Here is a 19,015-nt window from a genome sequence, read left to right as displayed (position 1 = left end):
GCGGGGTCACTAAAACACCCCCCCCCACCCGCCCCCGGGGCCCCGGCGGGGCCCGCCCCCCGCGGTCCGTGAGTCACTGGCTGCCGGCGGGCTTCAGGTTGAGGATGATCTGCAGAGCGTTCTGCTGGGTCGGCTGCGCCGGCCCGTACTGGTTCTGCTCGTCGGGCCAGCCGACCCAGTTCTTCGTGCTGTAGAGACCGCCGACGTTGGACGCCGAGGTGGGGATGATCGGCATCTGCTCGACCATGATCTTCTGCAGCGTGTTCAGCGCGGTGGTCCGGGTCGCGTCGTCCGCGGCGTTGGCGTACTGGTCCAGCGCCTTGGTCGCCTCCGGGCTGTTGAACCGGCCGTAGTTGCCGCTCACGCCGCCCTTGCCGACCGGCTTCAGGATCTTGCCGTCCATGATGTTCTGGTAGATGTCGAACGGCGTCGCGCCGCCGTTGGTCCAGTGCATCGCGGCGTCGAAGTTGCCCTCGTCGATGTTCTTGAACCACGCGTCCTGGTTGGCCTTGTCGACGGTCGCCTTGATGCCGATCGTGGACAGGTTGTCCTTGATGATCTCCAGGTCGGTGATGTAGTCGGACCAGCCGGCCGGGTCGGTCAGCGTGATCGTCACCGGCTTGCCGGTCGGGTCCTTCAGCACGTCGCCCTCGAGCTTGAAGCCCGCGTCGGCGAGCTCCTTCTTCGCACCGTCGACATCGACCGCGTGCTTCTTGTCCTTGTACTCCGGAGCGATGAACGAGTCACCGGCCGGCGTGGGGATACCAGTGATCGACTCGACCTTCGGGTAGAAGTACCCGGCCTCGCCCTGGTTGAAGATGTCGTCGCGGTTGATCACCAGGTTCATCGCGCGCCGCAGGGCGGGGTTGTCGAACGGCTTCTTGGTGGTGTTGATCCACAGACCGTGGATACCGAGGTTGGCCGGGAACCAGAGCTTGTGGTTCTTCGGGTCCTTGTCCTGGTAGACGGCCTTCACGTTCGGGACGAAGACGAAGCTCCACTCCGACGAGCCGTTGGCCAGCGCGGTGGTCTGCGCGTTGTTGTCGTTGTACGACGTGTACCGCAGCTCCTTGACCTTCGGCAGGTCCTGCCAGTACGAGTCGCGCAGCGTCAGCGTGGTGGTCTGCGGGGTGAACGACTTGACCGTGTACGGGCCGGTGCCGATCGGGTTCTTCAGCGTGTCCTGGGTCGGGTCCTTGAGCGTGGACCACTGGTGCTTCGGGACCACGAAGACGGTCAGGATCTTGTTCTGGTTGGTGAACTGCGACCGGGTGAAGGTCAGGTCTACCTTGTTGCCGGACGCCGTGATCGTGCCGTACGGGATCGCGTCCTGGTTCAGGCCGTCGTACTTCTTCCGCAGCTCGAACGAGTACGCGACGTCGTCGGCGGTCATCGGCTGGCCGTCGGAGAACTTCACGCCGTCCCGGATCGTCAGCGAGAGCTTGGTGTAGTTGGCGTCCCACTTCCACTCGGTCGCCAGCCACGGCTTGCCCGGCTCGGTCGGCTTGATCCCGTTGATCATCACCAGCGGCTCGAAGATCATCCAGCGGTAGCCCAAGGAGGCGCCGGCGGAGGAGCCGAGGAACGGGTTGTGGTTCTCGGTCTGCGGCCCGTTCGGCATGCCGATGTTCAGCACGGTCGCGCCGCTGCTCGACCCGCTGTTCTCGGTCTTCCCGTCCCCGTTACTGCAGGCAGCCAGCGTGGCTGCCGCGAGCAGGCCCGTGAGGGCCAGCGCGACGGTACGTCGTGCTCGCATCGGTTCCTCCTGTGTATCTGTTGGCGGATGCTCACGCCTGAGCCGCGTGAGCAGGTGCATCGTGGCGTGAGAACGCTCTCATGGGAAGAGCGGACGCCTTAACGGATAGATATCGGGGGAGTACGCCGGCGGCGGAACAGGGGCAGCTGCCCCGCCGCCGGAGCCTTAGTGGGACCGGTGTTTCGGGGCGGGTCTGGTCCTCGAGGTTGCCAATGATCGATGCCGCGGGGCGGTTGAACTGCGGACGATCAGCGTCGTCGGCAGCACGTGCGGGGTGTCCGGCAGCGGCGTGCCGCCGAAGTACCCCATCAGCATCCGGGCCGCGGCCTGACCCATCTGGCGCATCGGCTGATGCACCGTGGTCAGCGGCGGCTCGGTGTGTTCGGCGTACGGGATGTCGTCGAACCCGACCACCGACACGTCGTTCGGCACGTTCCGGCCGGTCTCCCGGACGGCCTGGATGGCGCCGCCCGCGGACAGGTCGTTGTGCGCGAAGACCGCGTCGAAGTCGAGTCGTTCGTCGAGCGCGTACTGGACGCCGCGGCGTCCGCTCTCGTGGGTGAAATCGCCTTCGAACACGAGTCTCGGGTCGAGCTCGATACCGGCGGCCGCGTAGGTGTCGCGGAAGCCGTCCAGGCGTTCGTGGGTACAGCCGAAGCGCTCGACGCCGGTGATCACCAGTGGCCGGCGGCGACCGAGCTCCAGCAGGTGCCGGGCGGCGGACTCGCCGCCGGCGTAGTTCGTGGTGGCGACGGACGGGAACTGCGGGCGCTTGTCGCGGTCGTCGATCAGGACCACCGGCAGACCACGCGCGTGGAGTTGCTCGATGAAGGTGAGCGTGCCTTCGGGCTCGATCACCAGCAGGCCGTCGAACGACTGTGACGAGACCTGGGAGGCGAACTGCTGCATGGATTCCGCACCCCGGTTGAAGGTGAACAGCAGCAGGCCGTACCCCTCGCTCTCGACCACGTCGACCGCGCCCTGCAACACCTCGCCCATCCAGGGCCAGGTGAGCGACGGGACCAGCATTCCGACGATCCGGGTCCGGCCGCGGGCCAGGCCGACGGCACGGGCGCTCGGCACGTACCCGAGCTCCTCGATCACCTGCCGGACCCGCTCGGCCGTCCGCAGGTCCAGCTCGCCCTTGCCGTTGAGGACGCGCGACACGGTCGTCTTGCTGACACCGGCGCGGGCCGCGACATCGGCGATGGTGATGGACACGCTGAATCTCCCCTCGGGCGGTCGGGGGTGCTGGGCGGTTTCCGGTCGGAACCGGTTTCGGAAGCGGTTCCGTAGATCAAAGCCGAGACGGTAAGTCACCGTCAATCACGGAGCGGTAACGAATCGGGTCTTAGTTCACGACCTGGAAGAAGGGAGCTCTTCCGTGCGCCCGAGCGGCATGATGGACTCGGACCGAATGGCCCGCCCGGGGCCGGGCAGGGTGAGGTAAGGATGGAAGTACGCCGGACCACGGTGCGTGACATGCGCCGGTCCAACCGCTCGGTGATCCTCACCAGCATCTACCGCGAAGGCCCGCTGAGCCGCCAGGAGCTGACCGTGCGGACGTCGCTCAGCGCCGCGAGCGTGAGCAACCTGGTCGCGGAGCTGATCGCCGAGGGCGTGGTCGAGGAAGCCGGCTCGGTCGAGTCCGAGGGTGGCCGGCCGCGTGTGCTGTTGCGGGTCGCGCCGACGTTCCGGTACGTCGTGGGCGCCGAGGTCGGCGAGACGCGCGTCCGGGTGGAGCTGTTCGACCTGGCGATGAACGTGCTCGCCCGCGCCGACCATCCGATCAGCACGCCGACCCCGGCGGAGGTCGTGAAGCACGTACTGGAAGGGCTTTCGAGCGTCATCACGGCGTCCGGCATCCAGCCTCAGCAGGTGCTCGGACTCGGTGTCGCGGTCGCCGGTGTGGTCGAGGACAACGCGGTCGTCGACGCGCAGACGCTCGGCTGGGAAGCCGTTCCGCTCGCCGAGATGCTTGCTAAGGGCACCGATATCCCCGTGCATGTCGACAACGGCGCGAACATGCTCGGCCAGGCCGAGATGTACTTCGGCGCGGGCCGCGGCGCGACCGATGCGGTCGTGGCACTGGTCGGCTCCGGCGTCGGCTCCGCCCTGGTAGCCGGTGGATCCAGCTACCGCGGTACCCGCAGCAGTGCGGGCGAGTGGGGTCACATGACCATCGTGTACGGCGGCCGCCAATGCCGCTGCGGCGCGCTCGGCTGCCTCGAGGCTTATGTCGGCGCGGAAGGCGTTCTCGATCGATATCGCGAGGCCGGCGGGCTGGTCGAGGGGGACGAGGAGACCGCTTTCGTCGAGCTGCTCTCGTCGACTTCGGAGCCGGCGGCAACCATCGTCGCGGACACGATCGGCTACCTCGCGGCTGGATTCGCGAACCTGGTCAACCTCGTGAACCCCGAGCGGATCGTGCTCGGCGGCTGGGCCGGTCTGGCGCTCGGTGAGAAGCACCTGGACGAACTGCGCGCCGAGGTGGGCAAGCACGCTCTCCGGCGGCCGTACGCGCAGGTGTCCATCGTGCTGTGCGAGCTGGGCCGCGACGCCGTAGCACTCGGCGCCGCGACCCTTCCCGTAGTGCGTTTGCTGCGCGACGGTGGCGCGCTACCGCATTAGACGGTCCACTTCTGGTTGGCTCCGCCGGTGCAGGTCCAGATCTGCGTCGGTGTCGAGTTGGCGGAGTTGTTGCCGGTGACATCGAGGCACTTGTTGGCGTGTGGATTCACCAGATCGTGCCCGCCGGTGTAGGTCCACTGCTGGGCCGCATTGCCGTTGCACGTTGCCAGTTGGACTCTGGTGCCATCGGCAACGCCGGCGTTCGCGACGTCGAGGCATTTGCCCAGGGCCCGGATCGTGCCGTCACCAGGGCGGCTCCACTGCTGGGCGTTCGTGCCGTTGCAGTCGTACAGCTGGACCGTCGTGCCGTCCGCGGAGTTCGCGCCGGCGACATCCAGGCACTTACCGGCCAGGCCGGTGATCTGCGAGCCGCCGCCGCCGGAGCTGCCGAGGGTGGAGACGCGGACGTAGTCGACGGTCATGGTCTGCGGCATCACCGTGGAGCCGTCCGGGTTGCCCGGCCAGCCGCCGCCCACCGCGACGTTCATGATCATGAAGAACGGGTGGTTGAAGACCCAGGTGTTGCCGTTCAGGTCCGCCGGGGTCCGGCGCTCGTACTGGACGCCGTCGACGTACCAGGTGATCGAGTCCGGTGCCCAGTCGACGGTGAAGGTGTGGAAGTCGTCGGCGAACGACCAGCCGTTCGGATGGTTGTACGCGGCACCGATACCGCCGGCGCCGGAGTAGCCCGGTCCGTGGATCGTGCCGTGCACGGTGGCCGGCTCCTTGCCGATGTTCTCCATGATGTCGATCTCGCCGTCGTTCGGCCAGTTGGTGCCGCCCAGCATCCAGAAGGCCGGCCAGAGCCCTTGGCCACGGGGGATCTTGATCCGCGCCTCGAACCGGCCGTACGTCTGGGTGAAGGTCTGTGCGGTGAGCAGCCGGGCCGAGGTGTACTGGCACGGGCCGTACCAGCACTGGAAACCGCCGCTCTCCTTGCGGGCGGTGATGACCAGATTGCCGTTGCCGTCGAGCGCGGAGTTGCGAGTGCTGTTGGTGTAGTACTCGAGTTCGCTGTTGCCCCAGCCACCGCCGCCGGTGTCGTACCGCCACTTGGCAGGGTTGGGGGCTTGGCCGGATGGACCGTCGAAGTTGTCCTCCCAGACCGTCGCCGTGGTTGCGGCGGCGGCCTGCTGATGCGCTGTGGCAGCAGGCTGGAGGAGTGCGGTGCCGGCCAGTGCGGCACCGATCGCGAGGAACGCGAGCAGGCGGGGACGCTTCATGAGTACCTCATTTCCGGGGGCGTCTGAATGAGGGCAGGAATTGGACCGCAGCGTGCCGTGAGAACGCTCTCAGGTCAACCCCGGGACTAAATAAAAGATCTGAAAAAAGTCTCGGGTTCGGCGTTGACACCGGTTTGCACGGATGGTTACCTCTTGCTGACCACCTGTTGCGGCGCGGGCAGACGCCGGCAACTCCACCGCCCCAAACTCCTTTATACAAAGGGAGAACCGCCCCATGAAACGCTTCCTGCCGCTCGTGGTCGCTGCGCTCTGCGCGGCCGCCGCCGGCCTCGGCATCGGCACCGCTCCACCGGCGCAGGCCGCCGGCGAGCAGGTCAACATCTGGCTGACCACCACCAACGACAGCGCCGGCCAGAACGTCACCCGCGGCCTGCAGCAGCAGACCCCGGTCAGCTTCGGCCCGGCCGGCGGATCGGCCAACCAGACGATCACGGTCAACGAGAACACGACGTACCAGTCCTTCGAAGGCGGCGGCGCGTCGTTCGCCGACAGCTCCGCCTGGTTGCTGAACAGCAGCAACACGATCTCGGCCGCGACCCGCAACCAGGTGATGAAGGACTTGTTCGACCCGGTCGACGGGATCGGCCTGGCCTTCATCCGCAACCCGATGGGCGCCTCCGACCTCGCCCGGTTCAACTACTCCTACGACGACACGTGCTGCGACCTGAACGACTTCAGCATCCAGCACGACCTGGCGGACGTCGTACCGCTGACCAAGCAGGCCCGGCAGCTCAACCCGGCCGTGAAGGTGATGGGCTCACCGTGGAGTGCGCCGGCCTGGATGAAGGACAACAACGACTTCGTCCACCGCGGCTGGCTGAAGGCGCAGTACTACCCGATGTACGCGCAGTACTTCGTCAAGTACCTGCAGCAGAACGAGGCCCAGGGCAACCACATCGACTACGTCTCGGTGCAGAACGAGCCGACCTGTTGCGGCAACGACAACACCGGCTACGCGTCGATGAACTGGAACGGCTCCGGGTTGCTCGAGTTCACCAAGAACAACCTGATGCCGGCGCTGCACGCCGCCGGGCTGACGACCAAGGTGCTGATCCTCGACTACAACTGGGGCAACTACAACGACCTCGGTTCGGTCCCGATCGCGGACGCGGCGCTGCGCAACGATCCGAACTTCGGCGGCATCGCCTGGCACGGGTACGGCGGTGACGTGAACCTGCAGACGCAGATCCACAACCAGTACCCGAACGTGAACGCGTACATGACCGAGCACTCGGGCGGCACCTGGATCCCGAACCAGCAGGTCGAGGACATGAACAACCTGATCGACTACACCCGCAACTGGGACAAGTCGTGGGTCAAGTGGGGCATCGCTCTGGACGAGGACCACCTGCCTTTCGTCGGCGCCGGCTGCAACGTCTGCACCGGACTCGTCACCGTGCACCGCAACGACAGCCTGCGCGGTCAGGTCACCAAGACCGTCGAGTACTACACGATGGGCCATCTGACCAAGTTCGTGAAGCCGGGCGCACTGCGGATCGACTCCACCGCGAACAGCTCGGTGAAGAACGTGGCCTGGAAGAACCCGGACGGTTCGAAGGCACTGATCGCGTTCAACACCACTGGCAGCTCCCAGTCCGTGCGGGTGAACTGGGGTTCGCAGTCCTTCACCTACACGCTGCCGACCAAGACCTCGGCGACCTTCACCTGGTCCGGCACGCAAGGTGGTGGCGGTGGCGGTGGCGGTCAGATCACCGGCCTGGCCGGCAAGTGCATGGACGTCGCCGGGGCCAACAGCGCGGACGGTACGGCGGTGCAGCTCTACGACTGCAACGGTACGACGGCACAGCAGTGGGACCGGCCCGGTGACGGAACGATCCGTGCCCTCGGCAAGTGCCTCGACGTCAACGCCGGCTCCGTCGCCAACGGGGCGAAGGTGCAGCTCTATTCGTGCAACGGCAGCGCCGCCCAGCAATGGACCTACACGAGCGGGAGAGATCTGGTGAATCCACAGGCGAACAAGTGTCTCGATGTCACGGGCAACAACTCGGCGAACGGCACGCCGCTGCAGCTGTGGAGCTGCACCGGTGCCGCGAACCAGAAGTGGACCGTGTCATGAAGCGCGTGGCGGCGGCAGCCGGGACCCTGGTGCTCGGTGCTGGTCTGTTGATCACGGCAACGCCCGCGCAGGCGGCGACCGGAGCGATCACCGGGTTGGCCGGCAAGTGCGTGGACGTGGCGGCGGCGAACAGTGCGGACGGTACGCCGATCCAGCTGTACGACTGCAACGGGACCGGCGCGCAGCAATGGAGTCGCTCGAGCGATGGCACAGTGCGTGCCCTCGGCAAGTGTCTAGATGTGTCGGGCGGCTCGGTGGCCAACGGTGCTCGCGTCCAGCTGTGGACCTGCAACGGATCAGCGGCCCAGCAGTGGACCTACACGTCCGGCCGGGACCTCGTGAACCCGCAGGCGAACAAGTGTCTCGATGTCACCGGCAACAACTCCGCGAACGGTACGCCGCTGCAGCTGTGGAGCTGCACGGGAGCGGCGAACCAGAAGTGGAACGCCCCGGCTGCCGACGACGGGCCTCCGCCGACGGGTGGTGCGCCGATGGCGGCCGCGCCGTACCTGTACGAAGGCTGGGGTGACCCGCCGAACCCGGCGACCGTGATGAACGCGACCGGGGTGAAGTGGTTCACGATGGCCTTCATCCTGTCCAACGGGTACTGCAACCCGCAGTGGGACGGCGGGCGGCCGCTGACCGGTGGCGTGGACCAGCAGGCGATCAACACGATCAGGTCGAACGGCGGTGACGTCGTGGTGTCGATCGGCGGCTGGTCGGGCAACAAGCTCGGTCAGAGCTGCGGGTCGGCGAGTGAGCTCGCGGCGGCGTACCAGAAGGTGATCAACGCGCTGTCGCTGAAGGCGATCGACATCGACATCGAGGACCAGGAGATCGCTCAGGCCGGTCCGCGGCAGAAGGTGATCGACGCGCTGAAGATCATCGAGCAGAACAACCCCGGGATCGCGACGTACCTGACCTTCGGGACGACCACCTCCGGTCCGGACGGGAACGGTCAGGACCTGATCCGGCGCGGCGCGGCTTCCGGGCTGAACCTCGACGGCTGGGTGATCATGCCGTTCGATTTCGGCGGCGGCACCACCAACATGGGCTCGCTGACGGTGCAGGCGGCCGAGGGCCTGAAGAACCAGGTGAAGTCGGCGTACGGCCTGAGCGACGACGCGGCGTACCGGAAGATCGGCATCTCGTCGATGAACGGCATCACCGACAACGCCGAGCGGGTGAACGTCTCCGACTTCGAGACGATGCTGTCCTATGCGTCGCAGCACCACCTGGCGCGGTTCACCTTCTGGTCCGCGAACCGCGACCGCCCCTGCACCGGCGGCAGCGCCGACAGCTGCTCCGGCATCTCCCAGAACCCCTGGGACTTCACCAAGGTAATCGCCCGCTACCGCGGCTGACGCCACATCCGGCCGGCCCGCAGCTCGCTGAGCCCGGGCCGGCCGGCCACCTCGACTGCGAGCCGACCCCGCCTCCTGAGCCGAGCTGGTGCTGGCTCGACTGCGCCCCGCTTTTCACCCCGCCCGCGACGCGAAGCGTCGCGGGCGGGGTTTGTTTGACTCTCCGGTTACCGGAGGGTGGAAGCTTGGGGCATGACGGCGACGGTGACGGTAGGGGAGTTCTCCCGCCTGACGCATCTGAGTGTGAAGACTCTGCACCACTACCACGAGATCGGCCTGCTCGCCCCGGTCTCGGTCGACGCTTCGTCGGGCTACCGGCGGTACAGCACTGCGCAGGTCGACACGGCGCAGTTGATCCGGCGGCTGCGGGAGCTGCGGATGCCGCTGGCCGACGTACAGGCAGTGGTCGACGCGGGTGACGGAGTGGCGCGGGAGGAGCGGCTCCGGACGCACCTCGAGCGGATGGAGCAGGAGCTCCAGCACACGCGTGACGTGGTCGTGTCACTGCGCGAACTGCTGACGCCCGGGCAGCCTGTGCTCGACGTCGAGTACCGCTTCATCCCGTCGTTCCGTGCGTACGCCGTCCGTGGTCAGGTCGTGCGCGACGAGATCGGGCCGTGGTGCGAGTTCGCGTTCGGGCGGCTGGATGAGGTGGCCGGCGACATCCGCGCGACCGCGGGAGCGACGTACAGCGACGAGTTCTTCACCGACGACGTCGGGGAGGTCGTCAGCTTCCTCCCGGTCGCGCCCGACCAGGCGCCGGCCGACGGGGTCGAGCTCGTCGACCTGCCCGGCGGGTACTTCGCGATCGCGGTCCACGCCGGTCCGATGACCGACTTCGACCGCACGTACGGCGGGCTCGGCAGCCACGTCGCGGAGTACTGCGAGGTGGCACCCGGCCCGATCCGTGAGCTGTATCCCATCGGCCCGGGCGACGTGCCCGATCCGGCCGACTACCGAACCGAAGTCTGCTGGCCGATCCAGCGGATCCCAGTGACCGGGGCGGTGGGGTGGGAAAAGAATCCAACACTGAAGGGCTGAACTGTGTCTATTTCCCTCGAGAACATCGCCTTCGACTGCACCGACGCGGCAGCGCTGGCGGCCTTCTGGGCCGGCGTGCTCTCCGCCGAGGTCGATGCTGATGGCAACGAGTTCTTCGCGACCGTGAACCGCGCCGCGGACGGGCCGACGCTGATGTTCCTGCAGGTCCCCGAGCCGCGCAACGGCAAGAACCGCCTGCATGTCGACCTCGCCGCCACCGACTGGGCCGCCGAGGTCGACCGCCTCGTCGGACTCGGCGCCAAGCGCGTCGACGAGCACACCGAGTACGGCACCCACTGGATCACGCTCGCCGACCCGGAAGGCAACGTCTTCGACGTTGCCGAGCACTAGGCCGGAGCCGAGTGCCCCTCGGATCATCTCAGGGCTGGTTGAACGAGTACCGGGTGCCGTCGGACGTCGCCCGGCCGTTCTCGGCCAACTCGTCCAGGCGGGCTCGTGCGTGCGCCACGGGCCAGCGGAAGGCGCGGCCGAGTTCGCCTGGCGTGGTCTGCAGCATCGTGGCCAGGAACTGCTCGGTCGCGAGTGCGTGGTCGGTGCCGCCGCCGACCTCGAACAGCTCGCAGGTCAAGGCGATCAGCGCCGCGGGCCAGCCGGAACCGCTCTCGTGGACGCCGGCCGTGGTGACCAGCAGATTGCGCTGGAGTTCGGTGATCGCCCGCTGGTAGCGGCTCCGATCGCCGATCAGTGCCCGCAGCGTTGCGCTCGGCAATGGTTCGTCGGCGATGGCCTCGGCGATCTCATGGGCGGCCGGCGACAGCTCCAGCGACTGGTGGTCACTCGGGTGGCCCGCGGCCGGGTAGAGCGCCGTGAGGAGGTCCGGCGACAGGAAGGTTCCACGGCCGCCGAGGTAGGCGCCGTACCAGGCGAGGCCGCGGCGCGGCAGTTCGTCCTTCCAGGCCCAGACCCGTTGCTCGTTCTTCCCCATCCCCGAACTGAACGGCTCCTCGTCCTCGCCGGCGACCGCCTCCCACAGTGACGGTACGACGGCACGCGGCGCCGGAAACAACAAGGCGAACCCGACATCGTCGATGAACGCGCCGGCCCGCTCGATCGACCCGATCCGTCGTCCCCGCACCCACCAGCGCGCGGCCCGCGCCCGCCCGAGTTCTGTCATCGGCACAGTCAATCACTGGCCCCTTGCGCGCGTTCCACCACGATCAAGACCGGTAGCGGGCTAGTCCATCTGGTCGAGGTGTGCCTCGAGGGCGTCGAGGCGGTCGCGCCACAGGTCGCGGTACGGCGCCAGCCAGGCGTCGACCTCGGCCAGCGGCGCTGGGCGGAGGCGGTACCACCGGCGTTGGGCGTCATGACGGACCTCCACCAGCCCGGCGTCGCGCAGTACCTTCAGATGCTTCGACACCGCGGGCTGGCTGAGCGACAGCGCGTCGACAAGCTCGCCCACCGGCCGCTCACCGGCGCGCAACAGATCGAGAATGTCCCGCCGCCGAGGCTCCGCCAACACCTCGAACGTAGTTGCCATACCAGGAATATAACCCGATCTCTCACTTTCAGTGGATGCCTCCGGCGGTCTACACCTCGGTGCCGGCTGATTCGGTGTCGAGGAAGAGTTGTACTGCGGCGTGCGTGCGCAGCGCCGTGCCGGGGTAGTCGGGGCTGATCGGCTGCGTGAGGGTGTCGCGGACGGCCTGTCGTTTGACCGCTCCGGGGACCGACCCGATCAGCGCGTGCGCGTTGAGCAGGCGGGGGATCGTCACCGTGACGGCGTGGGTGGGTACGTCGTCCATCGTCGCGAAATTGCCTTCGTCGACCTGTTGGCGGCGGCTGGTTTCATCCAGCGCGACGATCTTCGCGGCGCGTGGGTCGTCGAAGTCGGCGGGCGGGTCGTTGAAGGCGAGGTGGCCGTTGACGCCGAGACCGAACAGGACGAGGTCGAACGGCTCGTCGCCCATCAGTTCCGCGTAGCTGTCCGGGCCGGCCTCGGGCGCCAACGGGTGGAATGTTGCCTGAGGCACCTGATCGAGGAAGGTCCGGTGCAGCCAGTTCCGGAACGACTGCGGGGCGTCCGGCGAGAGGTCGACGTACTCGTCCATGTGGAAGCACTCGACGCGGCTCCAGTCGAGGTCAGGCTCCACGGCGAGCGCGGCCAAGGTCGCGGCCTGGCTCGGCGCGGCGGCGAGCATGATCCGCGCCCGTCCGGTGGTCGCGATCGCCTTGCGGATCTGCTCGGCGGCGGCGCCGGCCGCGGCCCGGCCGAGCTCCTCGCGCGACGGGTACGTGCTGGTCCGGGGGGCGTGCTCGACTGTCATCCAAAACCTTTCTATGGGTGGCAAATGCTCGCACAACGGGGGTTTTCCCCCGGTCTGTACGGTGGGTGGCTCCAGTGTGTGGGGCGTGTCCGCGGACCTAGCGTCGCACCCATGATGACGACGAATCAGGTGATGATGACCGCGCTGCAGGCGACGCAGGAGCCGACCGGCGGAGTGGCCGGGTGGGCGATCGAGCTGATGGAGCGGATGGGTCCGGCGGGTGCGGGCCTGGCGGTCGCGCTGGAGAATCTGTTCCCGCCGTTGCCGAGCGAGGTGATCCTGCCGCTGGCGGGCTTCGCGGCGGCCCGGGGTGATCTCGGCCTGATCAGCGCGATCGTGTTCACCACGCTGGGGTCGGTCGTCGGCGCGCTCGCCTTGTACGGCGTGGGCGGGGTGCTCGGCCGCGATCGAACGCGCGCGATCGCCGCGAAGCTGCCGTTGGTGAAGGTGGCCGATGTCGACAAGGCCGAGGGGTGGTTCCTGCGACATGGTGCCAAGGCGGTGCTGATCGGGCGGCTGGTCCCGGTCGTGCGGAGCCTGATCTCGGTGCCGGCCGGGGTGGAGCGGATGCGGGTTGCGCTGTTCGTGCCGCTGACCGCCGCCGGGAGCCTGGTGTGGAACTCGTTGCTGATCGTGGCCGGATACCAGCTCGGTGAGCGGTGGCATCTGGTCGAGTCGTCGGTCGGGGTGTTCCAGAAGCTGGTGATCGCCGGTGCGGTCGCCGCGGTCGCGTGGTTCGTGGTCGTGAAGCTGCGCGGGCGTTCAGATCCTGAGAAAGTCAAGTAGCGCGCTCGACTTTGACTACGCTCGAGGTATCACTGCCGATGCCTCAGGAGTTGGGTCAGATGCCCTCAGCCGCGTTCGAATCGCAGGTCGTGCCCCAGGCCGTGTCAGAGGATGGGCCGGTCTGGCCGCAGTCCGTGGTCACGGTGGTCGGCAATCCCCGGGCGGGTTCGCGGACGGCGGCCGCCGCGGCGTCGGTCGCGGAGTTGCTGGCCTCCGAGCTCGGTACTCCGTACCGGATCGACGAGCTGATCGACCTGGTGACGTTCGCGCCGGCGATCTTCGAAGGTGACCGCGCCAAGGATCATCCGGCGTTGGAGAATGCCATCGACCTGGTGTCGTCGGCCTCGGTGATCGTGATCGCGACCCCGGTCTACAAAGGCAGCTACACCGGCCTGCTGAAGAGCTTCCTCGACGTACTGCGGCCCGGGGCGCTGGCCGGCGCCGTCGTCGTACCGGTCACCGTCTCCGCGGCCCCGAGCCACAAGTTGCTCGCCGATCATCATCTCCGCCCGGTCCTCGCGGAGCTCGGCGCCAGCGTCCCGGTCCCCGGCGTGATCCTCGAGGAGCGTGACCTGGAAGACCTCCAGGTCGTCCTCTCCCACTGGATCCGCACCAACGCCGGCATCATCCAGGCCACCACGATCGCCCTTCAGCCGGTCGCGGAACCTACGCCGGCCCGGTAGATCCGGCGTAGCCGCTAGTCGTTGTAGCTCGGTTGGGTGGGGGCGTGGCGGAGGGTTGTGGTTGCCGGGAGCAGCGTCGAGCCGAAGGTGAGGATGGTGGCGGCTGCGACGATGACTCCGTAGATCCACAGTGGTCCGGTGGGGAGCGCGCTGGTCGAGACCTTCGCGGAGAACGGGAGCAGGCAGGCGAGGGCTACCGCGGTGCCTAGCGTGACTCCGGCGAGGGTGACCAGGGTGGTCTCGGTCCACAACATCCGCAGGACCTGCAGTCGGGTCGAGCCGGTCAACCGTTGCAGGGCGAACTCACGGCGCCGGCGCAGGGTCGACGACACGAGCGTGTTGACGACCGAGACCGCGGTGTAGGCGATCAGCATTCCGACGAGCATGTAGTTGACCCACGCCTGCGTCTGCAGATCTTCCGCGTTCGCGGCGACCAAGGTACTGCGGTCTGCGACCTGGACAGTCGGATGAGCTGCCGCCAGCTTGGCCAGCCCCGGTCGTACGTCGGCACCCGGTGCGGCGCGCACGAGGATCTGCTTGGTCAACCCGTCCGTGGTGTGAGCGGCGACCAACGATGCGGGCATGGTGATCGTCTCGTACCCGCGTTCCGCCGCGAACGTCGCGACCACGCGCAGCTTCACCGGGGTTCCGTCGCCCAACGTCATCGTGATCTCGGACCCGACCCCGCGGCCCGTTTTCGTGGCCATGTAGTCCGGGATCGCAACAGTCGAACCGGTCAGGCCCGCGAGCGATCCGTTCGTGAGCCGGACGGGCGCCGTACCGTCCGCGCCCTGGGCGTCCACGCCGATCACCGGCGCACCGTCCTCGTCGAACGGAGCCTTGCGCGGGTCGTCGACGGCGCCGATGCTCCGGACGTACGCCGACGCACTCGCGACGCCCGGTACGGCGCGGACCTGCTGGAGCAGTGCCGGCGACAGACCGGCATCCGAGACCAGTACGGCGTCCGCCCGCAGATCCCGCGTGAACGCCTCGGAGGACGCGTGGACCTGTGTCGTCTGCATGTACAGGTTGGCAGTCGAGATGCCGACGGCAAGCATGACCGGCATCACGGCGGCCGACATCGCGACCGATCGAGCCGAGAGATTGCGGATCGCGAGGCGACCGTTGACCCGAGTCAGTGCCTGCACCGGCCACCGCCAGAACGCCAGCACGGCCTTTGTCCAGAACGGGCCGAGCAGTGCGACACCGATGGCCCAGCAGAGGATCGACGGACCCGCAGTCGAAGCAGCGAGCGGTCCGGTCATCACCGTGGCGGTGACGATCAGCAGCGCGAGTCCGCCGCCGAGGAACAGCAGACCGAACAGCAGCCGCATCCAGCTGAACCACTTCCGCTGCAGCGAAGCCTCGACCAGCGCCTCGACCGGACGGATCTTCGCGGACTTCCGGGCCGCGATCAATCCCGCTCCGATCGCTGCGAGGACTGCGGCACCGGCGCCGGCCGCGAACGGGATCCAGCCTTGCGAGAACTCGATCACCGAGGACGCAACGCCATGAGTGCTGAGCTGGTCGAAGAGGAACCGTCCGAGGAAGGTGCCCGGGATGACGCCTACCGCCACCGCCGGCAGCGAGACCATGAGCGCTTCGCCGAGGATCATCCGGCGGACCTGCCCAGGCGTCGTACCGATACCGCGGAGGAGCGCGAACTCACGCTCGCGGTGCTGAGCGGCCAGGGCCAGGGTCGAGGCGACGACGAACATCATCGTCATGGTTGCGATGCCGCCGAACGAGCCGGCGACCGCGATGAGAGCTGTCTTGTGGGACTCGGCGTCGGGGTGCTCGGCCAGGCCGCGGTCGATGCCTTCACGGACTGTGAGGTTGCTGTCGATGGCCTTCAGTCGGTCCTTCACATCGTCGAGGTTGGTGCCGGGGGCAACCAGTACGCCGACGTCGGCGAAGCGTTCCGGGTTGCGGACCAGCTGGGCTGCGTCGTGGTCGGAGAAGAACGCGTTGCCGGTTGCCGTGGGGGCGATTCCGCTGACGGTGAAGATCTTCGGGTCGCCGTTGATGATCAAGTTGACGCGATCGCCTGGCTTGCCGGACGAAACGACGACCTGACCGGAACGTGGCGCGTGCCCGGTGCTGAGGTGGTAGGGCGCCAGGGAGGCGCTGGACCAGTTGTGGCCCTCGGCAACCGACGGACCGACCGCGGGGAAGGTGTAGTCGCCGATGGCGGAGGAGACGCCTTCTGTGGAACGGATTTTCGCCAGTGCGTCTACCGGGACTCCGACGCGTTCGGGCAGGGGAGTGGCGTCTTCTTCGCCGGGGCGTAGGTGGGACTGTTTGCCGGTGACAACCAGTGCGGTGCCGGCCAGGCGCTGGGGTTCGACGTTGGAGCGGATGCCGGTTTCCAGCAGGCCGCCGCAGGCCATGACGATCGCCGTACCGAAGACGACCGCGACGAAGGTGGCGATGAATCCGCTCTTGCGGTGGCGCAAGGTGCGGATGGCTTGGCGCATCATCCCGCCACCACCTGCAGGTTCGACCGCGCGCCGAGGTGGGTCATCCGGTCGGCGACCTGTTCGGCCGTCGGCGCGGTCAGGCTGCCGGCCAGGACGCCGTCGGCCAGGAAGACGACCTGATCGGCGTACGACGCCGCGACCGGATCGTGGGTGACCATCACGACTGTTTGTCCCTGTGTGCGAACCGGCTCGCGGAGCAGCTCGAGTACGTCGGCCGCGGTCTGCGTGTCCAGTGCGCCGGTCGGCTCGTCGGCGAAGATCACGGCCGGACGGGCAACGAGTGCGCGGGCAATCGCGACCCGCTGCTGCTGGCCACCGGACAGCTCTCCGGGGCGGTGCTTGGACCGATCGGCGAGACCGACCCGCTCCAGGACTTGGCGGACCGCGGCCTTGTTCACGCGCCGGCCGTCGAGCTCCTGCGGCAGGCAGACGTTCTGCCAGACGGTCAGCGCGGGCAGCAGGTTGAAGGACTGGAACACGAACCCGATCCGCTCGCGGCGGAGCTCGGTCAGTTTGCGCTCGCTCAGCCCGGCCAGCGGCAGGCCGTCGATCAGCACCGTGCCCGACGTCGGCCGGTCGAGCCCGGCCGCACAGTGCAGGAACGTGCTCTTGCCCGAACCCGACGGACCCATCACCGCGGTGAAGGTGCCTGGGGCAAATTTCATCGAGATCCCGTTGAGGGCGGTGACGGTGTTCCCGCCACGGCCGTAGACCCGTCGTACGTCCTGCAGGACGACCGAGTATCCGGTCCCGTCGACTGCTTCCTGCTTCGGCTTTCTCATGCCGTCGACGCTACGGAGCAACGGCGTACCGCCCCATGGTGCTGGACCACCGTACGGGGTGGGTGAAACTCCACCCCTGATGAGTGCGCTATGAACGCAGCAGCGCGCGAAGCCCGGCCTTGTAGGTGGCCGGGGTGATGTCGCCGATCAGCAGCCGCTGCAGGACGAAGCCGGGGATCATGCTGAACATGACCTGGGCGACGTGCTCGGGATCGACCTCCGGGTCGAGGGTGCCGTCGGCCTGCGCGCGGCGCGCGATCACCAGGAAATGGTTGCGGAGCATGCAGTACTTGCCCTTCGCGATCTGGCGGATGTCCTCGTTGCGGAGGGCCTCGGCCCAGGCCTGGACGGCGATCCGGGTGACGTCGCCGGCGGGCGCACCCGCGACCCGGACCACCTGGTCGACGGTGGCTTCCAGTGCGGCCAGCGGAGTCAGCGGCTCGTCGGAGGCGAGCAGGTTCTCGAAGAGCTCGTCGACCGTGCTGAGCGCGTCCTCGGCGATCGCCGCGACGATCTCCTCCTTGCTCTTGAAGTAGCCGTACACGGCGCCCGCGGACAGCTCGGACTCGCGGATCACGTCGGCCATCGTCGTCTTGTGGAAACCCTGCGCGTTCATGCAGACGCGGGCCGCCGCGACGATCTGCTCGCGGCGAGCCAGGCGGTGCTCCTCGGTGACCTTCGGCACGCTCGCAACATAAAACGAATGTCCGTTCTTGACAAGTCGCCGAGCCTTCAGGAATCTATAAAGAACGGACATTCGGTTTTCTTCGTCGAGGGAGTTCCCGCCATGACCACTCAGGCGCACGCGGCCGAACGTCGCCGGCCGCCCCTGATCGCCGTCATCGTGCTGTTGACCGCGGTCCTCACGGTGTTCCTGATCGCCTTCGCCTGGCCGTCCGCGCGCTCCGAACCGCGGAACGTCCCGATCGCGGTTTCCGGTCCGACGCCGGCCGTCGAGCAGGTCAGGACCCGGCTCGACCAGGCGATACCGGGCGGCTTCGACATCACCGCCGTGCCGGACCGGCAGACGGCCGTGCAGCAGATCGAAAACCGGGACGTGTACGGCGCGATCGTGCTGGACTCGGCGCAACCCGAGGTGCTCACCGCGTCAGCGGGCGGACCGGTCGTGGCGCAACTCCTGACGCAACTGGCCGATCAGCTGGACACCCGGGCGAAGGTCACCGATATCGTCCCGCTGCCGAAGGACGATCCCCGAGGCGCCGGGTTGGCCGCGGGGGCGCTGCCGCTCGTGCTCGGCGGGATCATCGCGGCCGCTGCTCTGACCCAGTTGGTCGGGCCCGGGGTGAAGCGCGTGATCGGCGCTCTCGCGTTCGCGGTCACCGGTGGGCTCGCGCTCGCCGCCGTACTGCAGTTCTGGCTCGGTTCGTTCGAGGGCAGCTACCTCGGCAACGCGGGCGTGATCGCCATGTCGATCGGTGCGATCAGTGTCACGCTGCTCGGACTCGAATGGCTGATCGGCACGGCGGGCCTCGCGCTCGGCGGCGCGACGATGATGCTGCTCGGCAATCCACTCTCCGGGATGACGAGCGCACCGGAGATGCTGCCGAGCGGCTGGAGCACGCTCGGGCAGTTGCTGCCGCCCGGAGCCGCGGGTACGGCGCTACGGTCCGTGAGCTTCTTCGACGGCGCCGGCGCCGCCAGACCACTCGTCGTACTGGCCTGCTGGTTGGCGGGCGGATTGGCGTTGTGCGCGCTCGGCTCGCTCCGCACGCGGGGACGCGCCGTACCGGCTCGACATGAGGCCTCCGCCGTCGCAGCCTGACAAAGTGAACGTATGACAGCGCGGTGACCGGATCGTTACACCACGGTCACCGCGTTCCTGCCTGACTGGTGCGACAACGTTGTCTGTCAAGCATTGACTT

Annotated in this window: 17 protein-coding genes; 8 read left to right on the top strand and 9 right to left on the bottom strand. The window is 67.8% G+C overall.

Translation table 11 applies throughout. The features are described 5' to 3' along the window. Positions 1 to 73: 73 nt before the first annotated feature. Both AB0J62_RS00980 and AB0J62_RS00975 read right to left on the bottom strand, forming a co-directional pair. Complete coding sequence (locus AB0J62_RS00980; protein ID WP_363862614.1) at positions 74 to 1,756, bottom strand: ABC transporter substrate-binding protein; 1,683 nt, start codon at positions 1,754 to 1,756, stop codon at positions 74 to 76. Between the two features lie 165 nt (positions 1,757 to 1,921). Next, positions 1,922 to 2,977, bottom strand: coding sequence for a LacI family DNA-binding transcriptional regulator (locus AB0J62_RS00975; protein ID WP_363862611.1), 1,056 nt, complete (start codon positions 2,975 to 2,977; stop codon positions 1,922 to 1,924). Between the two features lie 231 nt (positions 2,978 to 3,208). Between AB0J62_RS00975 and AB0J62_RS00970 the strand changes: the two genes are divergently transcribed. Continuing rightward, the gene (locus AB0J62_RS00970; RefSeq protein WP_363862608.1) at positions 3,209 to 4,387 is read left to right on the top strand and encodes an ROK family transcriptional regulator; all 1,179 of its coding nucleotides are present in this window, start codon (positions 3,209 to 3,211) and stop codon (positions 4,385 to 4,387) included. On the opposite strand, the gene AB0J62_RS00965 is transcribed toward AB0J62_RS00970, so the two are convergent. Beyond that, positions 4,384 to 5,610, bottom strand: a complete 1,227-nt coding sequence (locus tag AB0J62_RS00965; protein WP_363862605.1) for a family 16 glycosylhydrolase — start codon at positions 5,608 to 5,610, stop codon at positions 4,384 to 4,386. The genes AB0J62_RS00970 and AB0J62_RS00965 overlap by 4 nt on opposite strands. Positions 5,611 to 5,845: 235 nt before the next feature. On the opposite strand from AB0J62_RS00965, the gene AB0J62_RS00960 reads away from it, so the two are divergent. From AB0J62_RS00960 to AB0J62_RS00945, 4 genes are all read left to right on the top strand, one after another. Then, positions 5,846 to 7,708 (top strand): ricin-type beta-trefoil lectin domain protein, encoded by a 1,863-nt coding sequence (locus tag AB0J62_RS00960; protein WP_363862602.1) that lies wholly within the window; start codon positions 5,846 to 5,848, stop codon positions 7,706 to 7,708. Then, on the top strand, positions 7,705 to 9,072 hold the full coding sequence (locus AB0J62_RS00955; RefSeq protein ID WP_363862599.1) for a ricin-type beta-trefoil lectin domain protein: 1,368 nt from the start codon (positions 7,705 to 7,707) through the stop codon (positions 9,070 to 9,072). The genes AB0J62_RS00960 and AB0J62_RS00955 overlap by 4 nt, the downstream gene beginning before the upstream one ends. Before the next feature lie 192 nt (positions 9,073 to 9,264). Next, entirely contained in the window at positions 9,265 to 10,113 is an 849-nt protein-coding gene (locus AB0J62_RS00950) for a MerR family transcriptional regulator (RefSeq protein ID WP_363862596.1), read from the top strand. Between the two features lie 3 nt (positions 10,114 to 10,116). Next, positions 10,117 to 10,464 carry a VOC family protein gene (locus AB0J62_RS00945; protein ID WP_363862593.1) on the top strand — a complete coding sequence of 116 codons (348 nt, stop codon included), beginning with the start codon at positions 10,117 to 10,119 and terminating at the stop codon, positions 10,462 to 10,464. 28 nt (positions 10,465 to 10,492) lie between these two features. On the opposite strand, the gene AB0J62_RS00940 is transcribed toward AB0J62_RS00945, so the two are convergent. Genes AB0J62_RS00940 through AB0J62_RS00930 form a run of 3 tightly spaced genes read right to left on the bottom strand, consistent with a single transcriptional unit; the run spans position 10,493 to position 12,401 of the window. Next, entirely contained in the window at positions 10,493 to 11,248 is a 756-nt protein-coding gene (locus AB0J62_RS00940; protein WP_363862590.1) for a hypothetical protein, read from the bottom strand. 60 nt (positions 11,249 to 11,308) lie between these two features. Next, a complete protein-coding gene (locus AB0J62_RS00935) occupies positions 11,309 to 11,614 on the bottom strand; it encodes a metalloregulator ArsR/SmtB family transcription factor (protein WP_137258101.1) in 306 nt (101 codons plus the stop codon). Positions 11,615 to 11,663: 49 nt separating this feature from the next. After that, positions 11,664 to 12,401: a 6-phosphogluconolactonase gene (locus tag AB0J62_RS00930; RefSeq protein ID WP_363862587.1), complete on the bottom strand. Its 738-nt coding sequence runs from the start codon at positions 12,399 to 12,401 to the stop codon at positions 11,664 to 11,666. Positions 12,402 to 12,512: 111 nt separating this feature from the next. On the opposite strand from AB0J62_RS00930, the gene AB0J62_RS00925 reads away from it, so the two are divergent. Beyond that, positions 12,513 to 13,187, top strand: a complete 675-nt coding sequence (locus tag AB0J62_RS00925; RefSeq protein ID WP_363862584.1) for a DedA family protein — start codon at positions 12,513 to 12,515, stop codon at positions 13,185 to 13,187. A 59-nt stretch (positions 13,188 to 13,246) separates the two neighbouring features. Then, on the top strand, positions 13,247 to 13,870 hold the full coding sequence (locus tag AB0J62_RS00920) for an NAD(P)H-dependent oxidoreductase (protein WP_363862581.1): 624 nt from the start codon (positions 13,247 to 13,249) through the stop codon (positions 13,868 to 13,870). A 14-nt stretch (positions 13,871 to 13,884) separates the two neighbouring features. Here the strand turns inward: AB0J62_RS00920 and AB0J62_RS00915 are convergent, their stop codons facing one another. The 3 genes from AB0J62_RS00915 to AB0J62_RS00905 form a co-directional block, all read right to left on the bottom strand. Next, positions 13,885 to 16,350: an FtsX-like permease family protein gene (locus AB0J62_RS00915; protein ID WP_363862578.1), complete on the bottom strand. Its 2,466-nt coding sequence runs from the start codon at positions 16,348 to 16,350 to the stop codon at positions 13,885 to 13,887. Then, a complete protein-coding gene (locus AB0J62_RS00910) occupies positions 16,347 to 17,132 on the bottom strand; it encodes an ABC transporter ATP-binding protein (RefSeq protein WP_363862575.1) in 786 nt (261 codons plus the stop codon). Before AB0J62_RS00910 ends, AB0J62_RS00915 begins: the two co-directional genes overlap by 4 nt. A gap of 88 nt (positions 17,133 to 17,220) precedes the next feature. Continuing rightward, positions 17,221 to 17,817 (bottom strand): TetR/AcrR family transcriptional regulator, encoded by a 597-nt coding sequence (locus AB0J62_RS00905; protein ID WP_363862572.1) that lies wholly within the window; start codon positions 17,815 to 17,817, stop codon positions 17,221 to 17,223. A gap of 102 nt (positions 17,818 to 17,919) precedes the next feature. Here AB0J62_RS00905 and AB0J62_RS00900 point away from each other — a divergent pair, with 102 nt between their 5' ends. After that, positions 17,920 to 18,915: a hypothetical protein gene (locus AB0J62_RS00900; RefSeq protein WP_363862569.1), complete on the top strand. Its 996-nt coding sequence runs from the start codon at positions 17,920 to 17,922 to the stop codon at positions 18,913 to 18,915. The last annotated feature ends 100 nt before the right edge of the window (positions 18,916 to 19,015 follow it).

The sequence above is a fragment of the Kribbella sp. NPDC049584 genome, assembly GCF_040675555.1.
Taxonomy (GTDB): domain Bacteria; phylum Actinomycetota; class Actinomycetes; order Propionibacteriales; family Kribbellaceae; genus Kribbella.
This window is presented reverse-complemented; position numbering and strand designations above follow the sequence as displayed.

Bases quoted from the DNA above. Each gene is read 5' to 3' on its own strand.
- AB0J62_RS00980 (WP_363862614.1), bottom strand. From the start codon at position 1,756: ATGCGAGCACGACGTACCGTCGCGCTGGCCCTCACGGGCCTGCTCGCG.
- AB0J62_RS00925 (WP_363862584.1), top strand. From the start codon at position 12,513: ATGATGACGACGAATCAGGTGATGATGACCGCGCTGCAGGCGACGCAG.
- AB0J62_RS00920 (WP_363862581.1), top strand. From the start codon at position 13,247: ATGCCCTCAGCCGCGTTCGAATCGCAGGTCGTGCCCCAGGCCGTGTCA.
- AB0J62_RS00910 (WP_363862575.1), bottom strand. From the start codon at position 17,132: ATGAGAAAGCCGAAGCAGGAAGCAGTCGACGGGACCGGATACTCGGTC.
- AB0J62_RS00970 (WP_363862608.1), top strand. From the start codon at position 3,209: ATGGAAGTACGCCGGACCACGGTGCGTGACATGCGCCGGTCCAACCGC.
- AB0J62_RS00930 (WP_363862587.1), bottom strand. From the start codon at position 12,401: ATGACAGTCGAGCACGCCCCCCGGACCAGCACGTACCCGTCGCGCGAG.
- AB0J62_RS00950 (WP_363862596.1), top strand. From the start codon at position 9,265: ATGACGGCGACGGTGACGGTAGGGGAGTTCTCCCGCCTGACGCATCTG.
- AB0J62_RS00940 (WP_363862590.1), bottom strand. From the start codon at position 11,248: ATGACAGAACTCGGGCGGGCGCGGGCCGCGCGCTGGTGGGTGCGGGGA.
- AB0J62_RS00915 (WP_363862578.1), bottom strand. From the start codon at position 16,350: ATGATGCGCCAAGCCATCCGCACCTTGCGCCACCGCAAGAGCGGATTC.
- AB0J62_RS00960 (WP_363862602.1), top strand. From the start codon at position 5,846: ATGAAACGCTTCCTGCCGCTCGTGGTCGCTGCGCTCTGCGCGGCCGCC.
- AB0J62_RS00935 (WP_137258101.1), bottom strand. From the start codon at position 11,614: ATGGCAACTACGTTCGAGGTGTTGGCGGAGCCTCGGCGGCGGGACATT.
- AB0J62_RS00965 (WP_363862605.1), bottom strand. From the start codon at position 5,610: ATGAAGCGTCCCCGCCTGCTCGCGTTCCTCGCGATCGGTGCCGCACTG.
- AB0J62_RS00955 (WP_363862599.1), top strand. From the start codon at position 7,705: ATGAAGCGCGTGGCGGCGGCAGCCGGGACCCTGGTGCTCGGTGCTGGT.
- AB0J62_RS00900 (WP_363862569.1), top strand. From the start codon at position 17,920: ATGACCACTCAGGCGCACGCGGCCGAACGTCGCCGGCCGCCCCTGATC.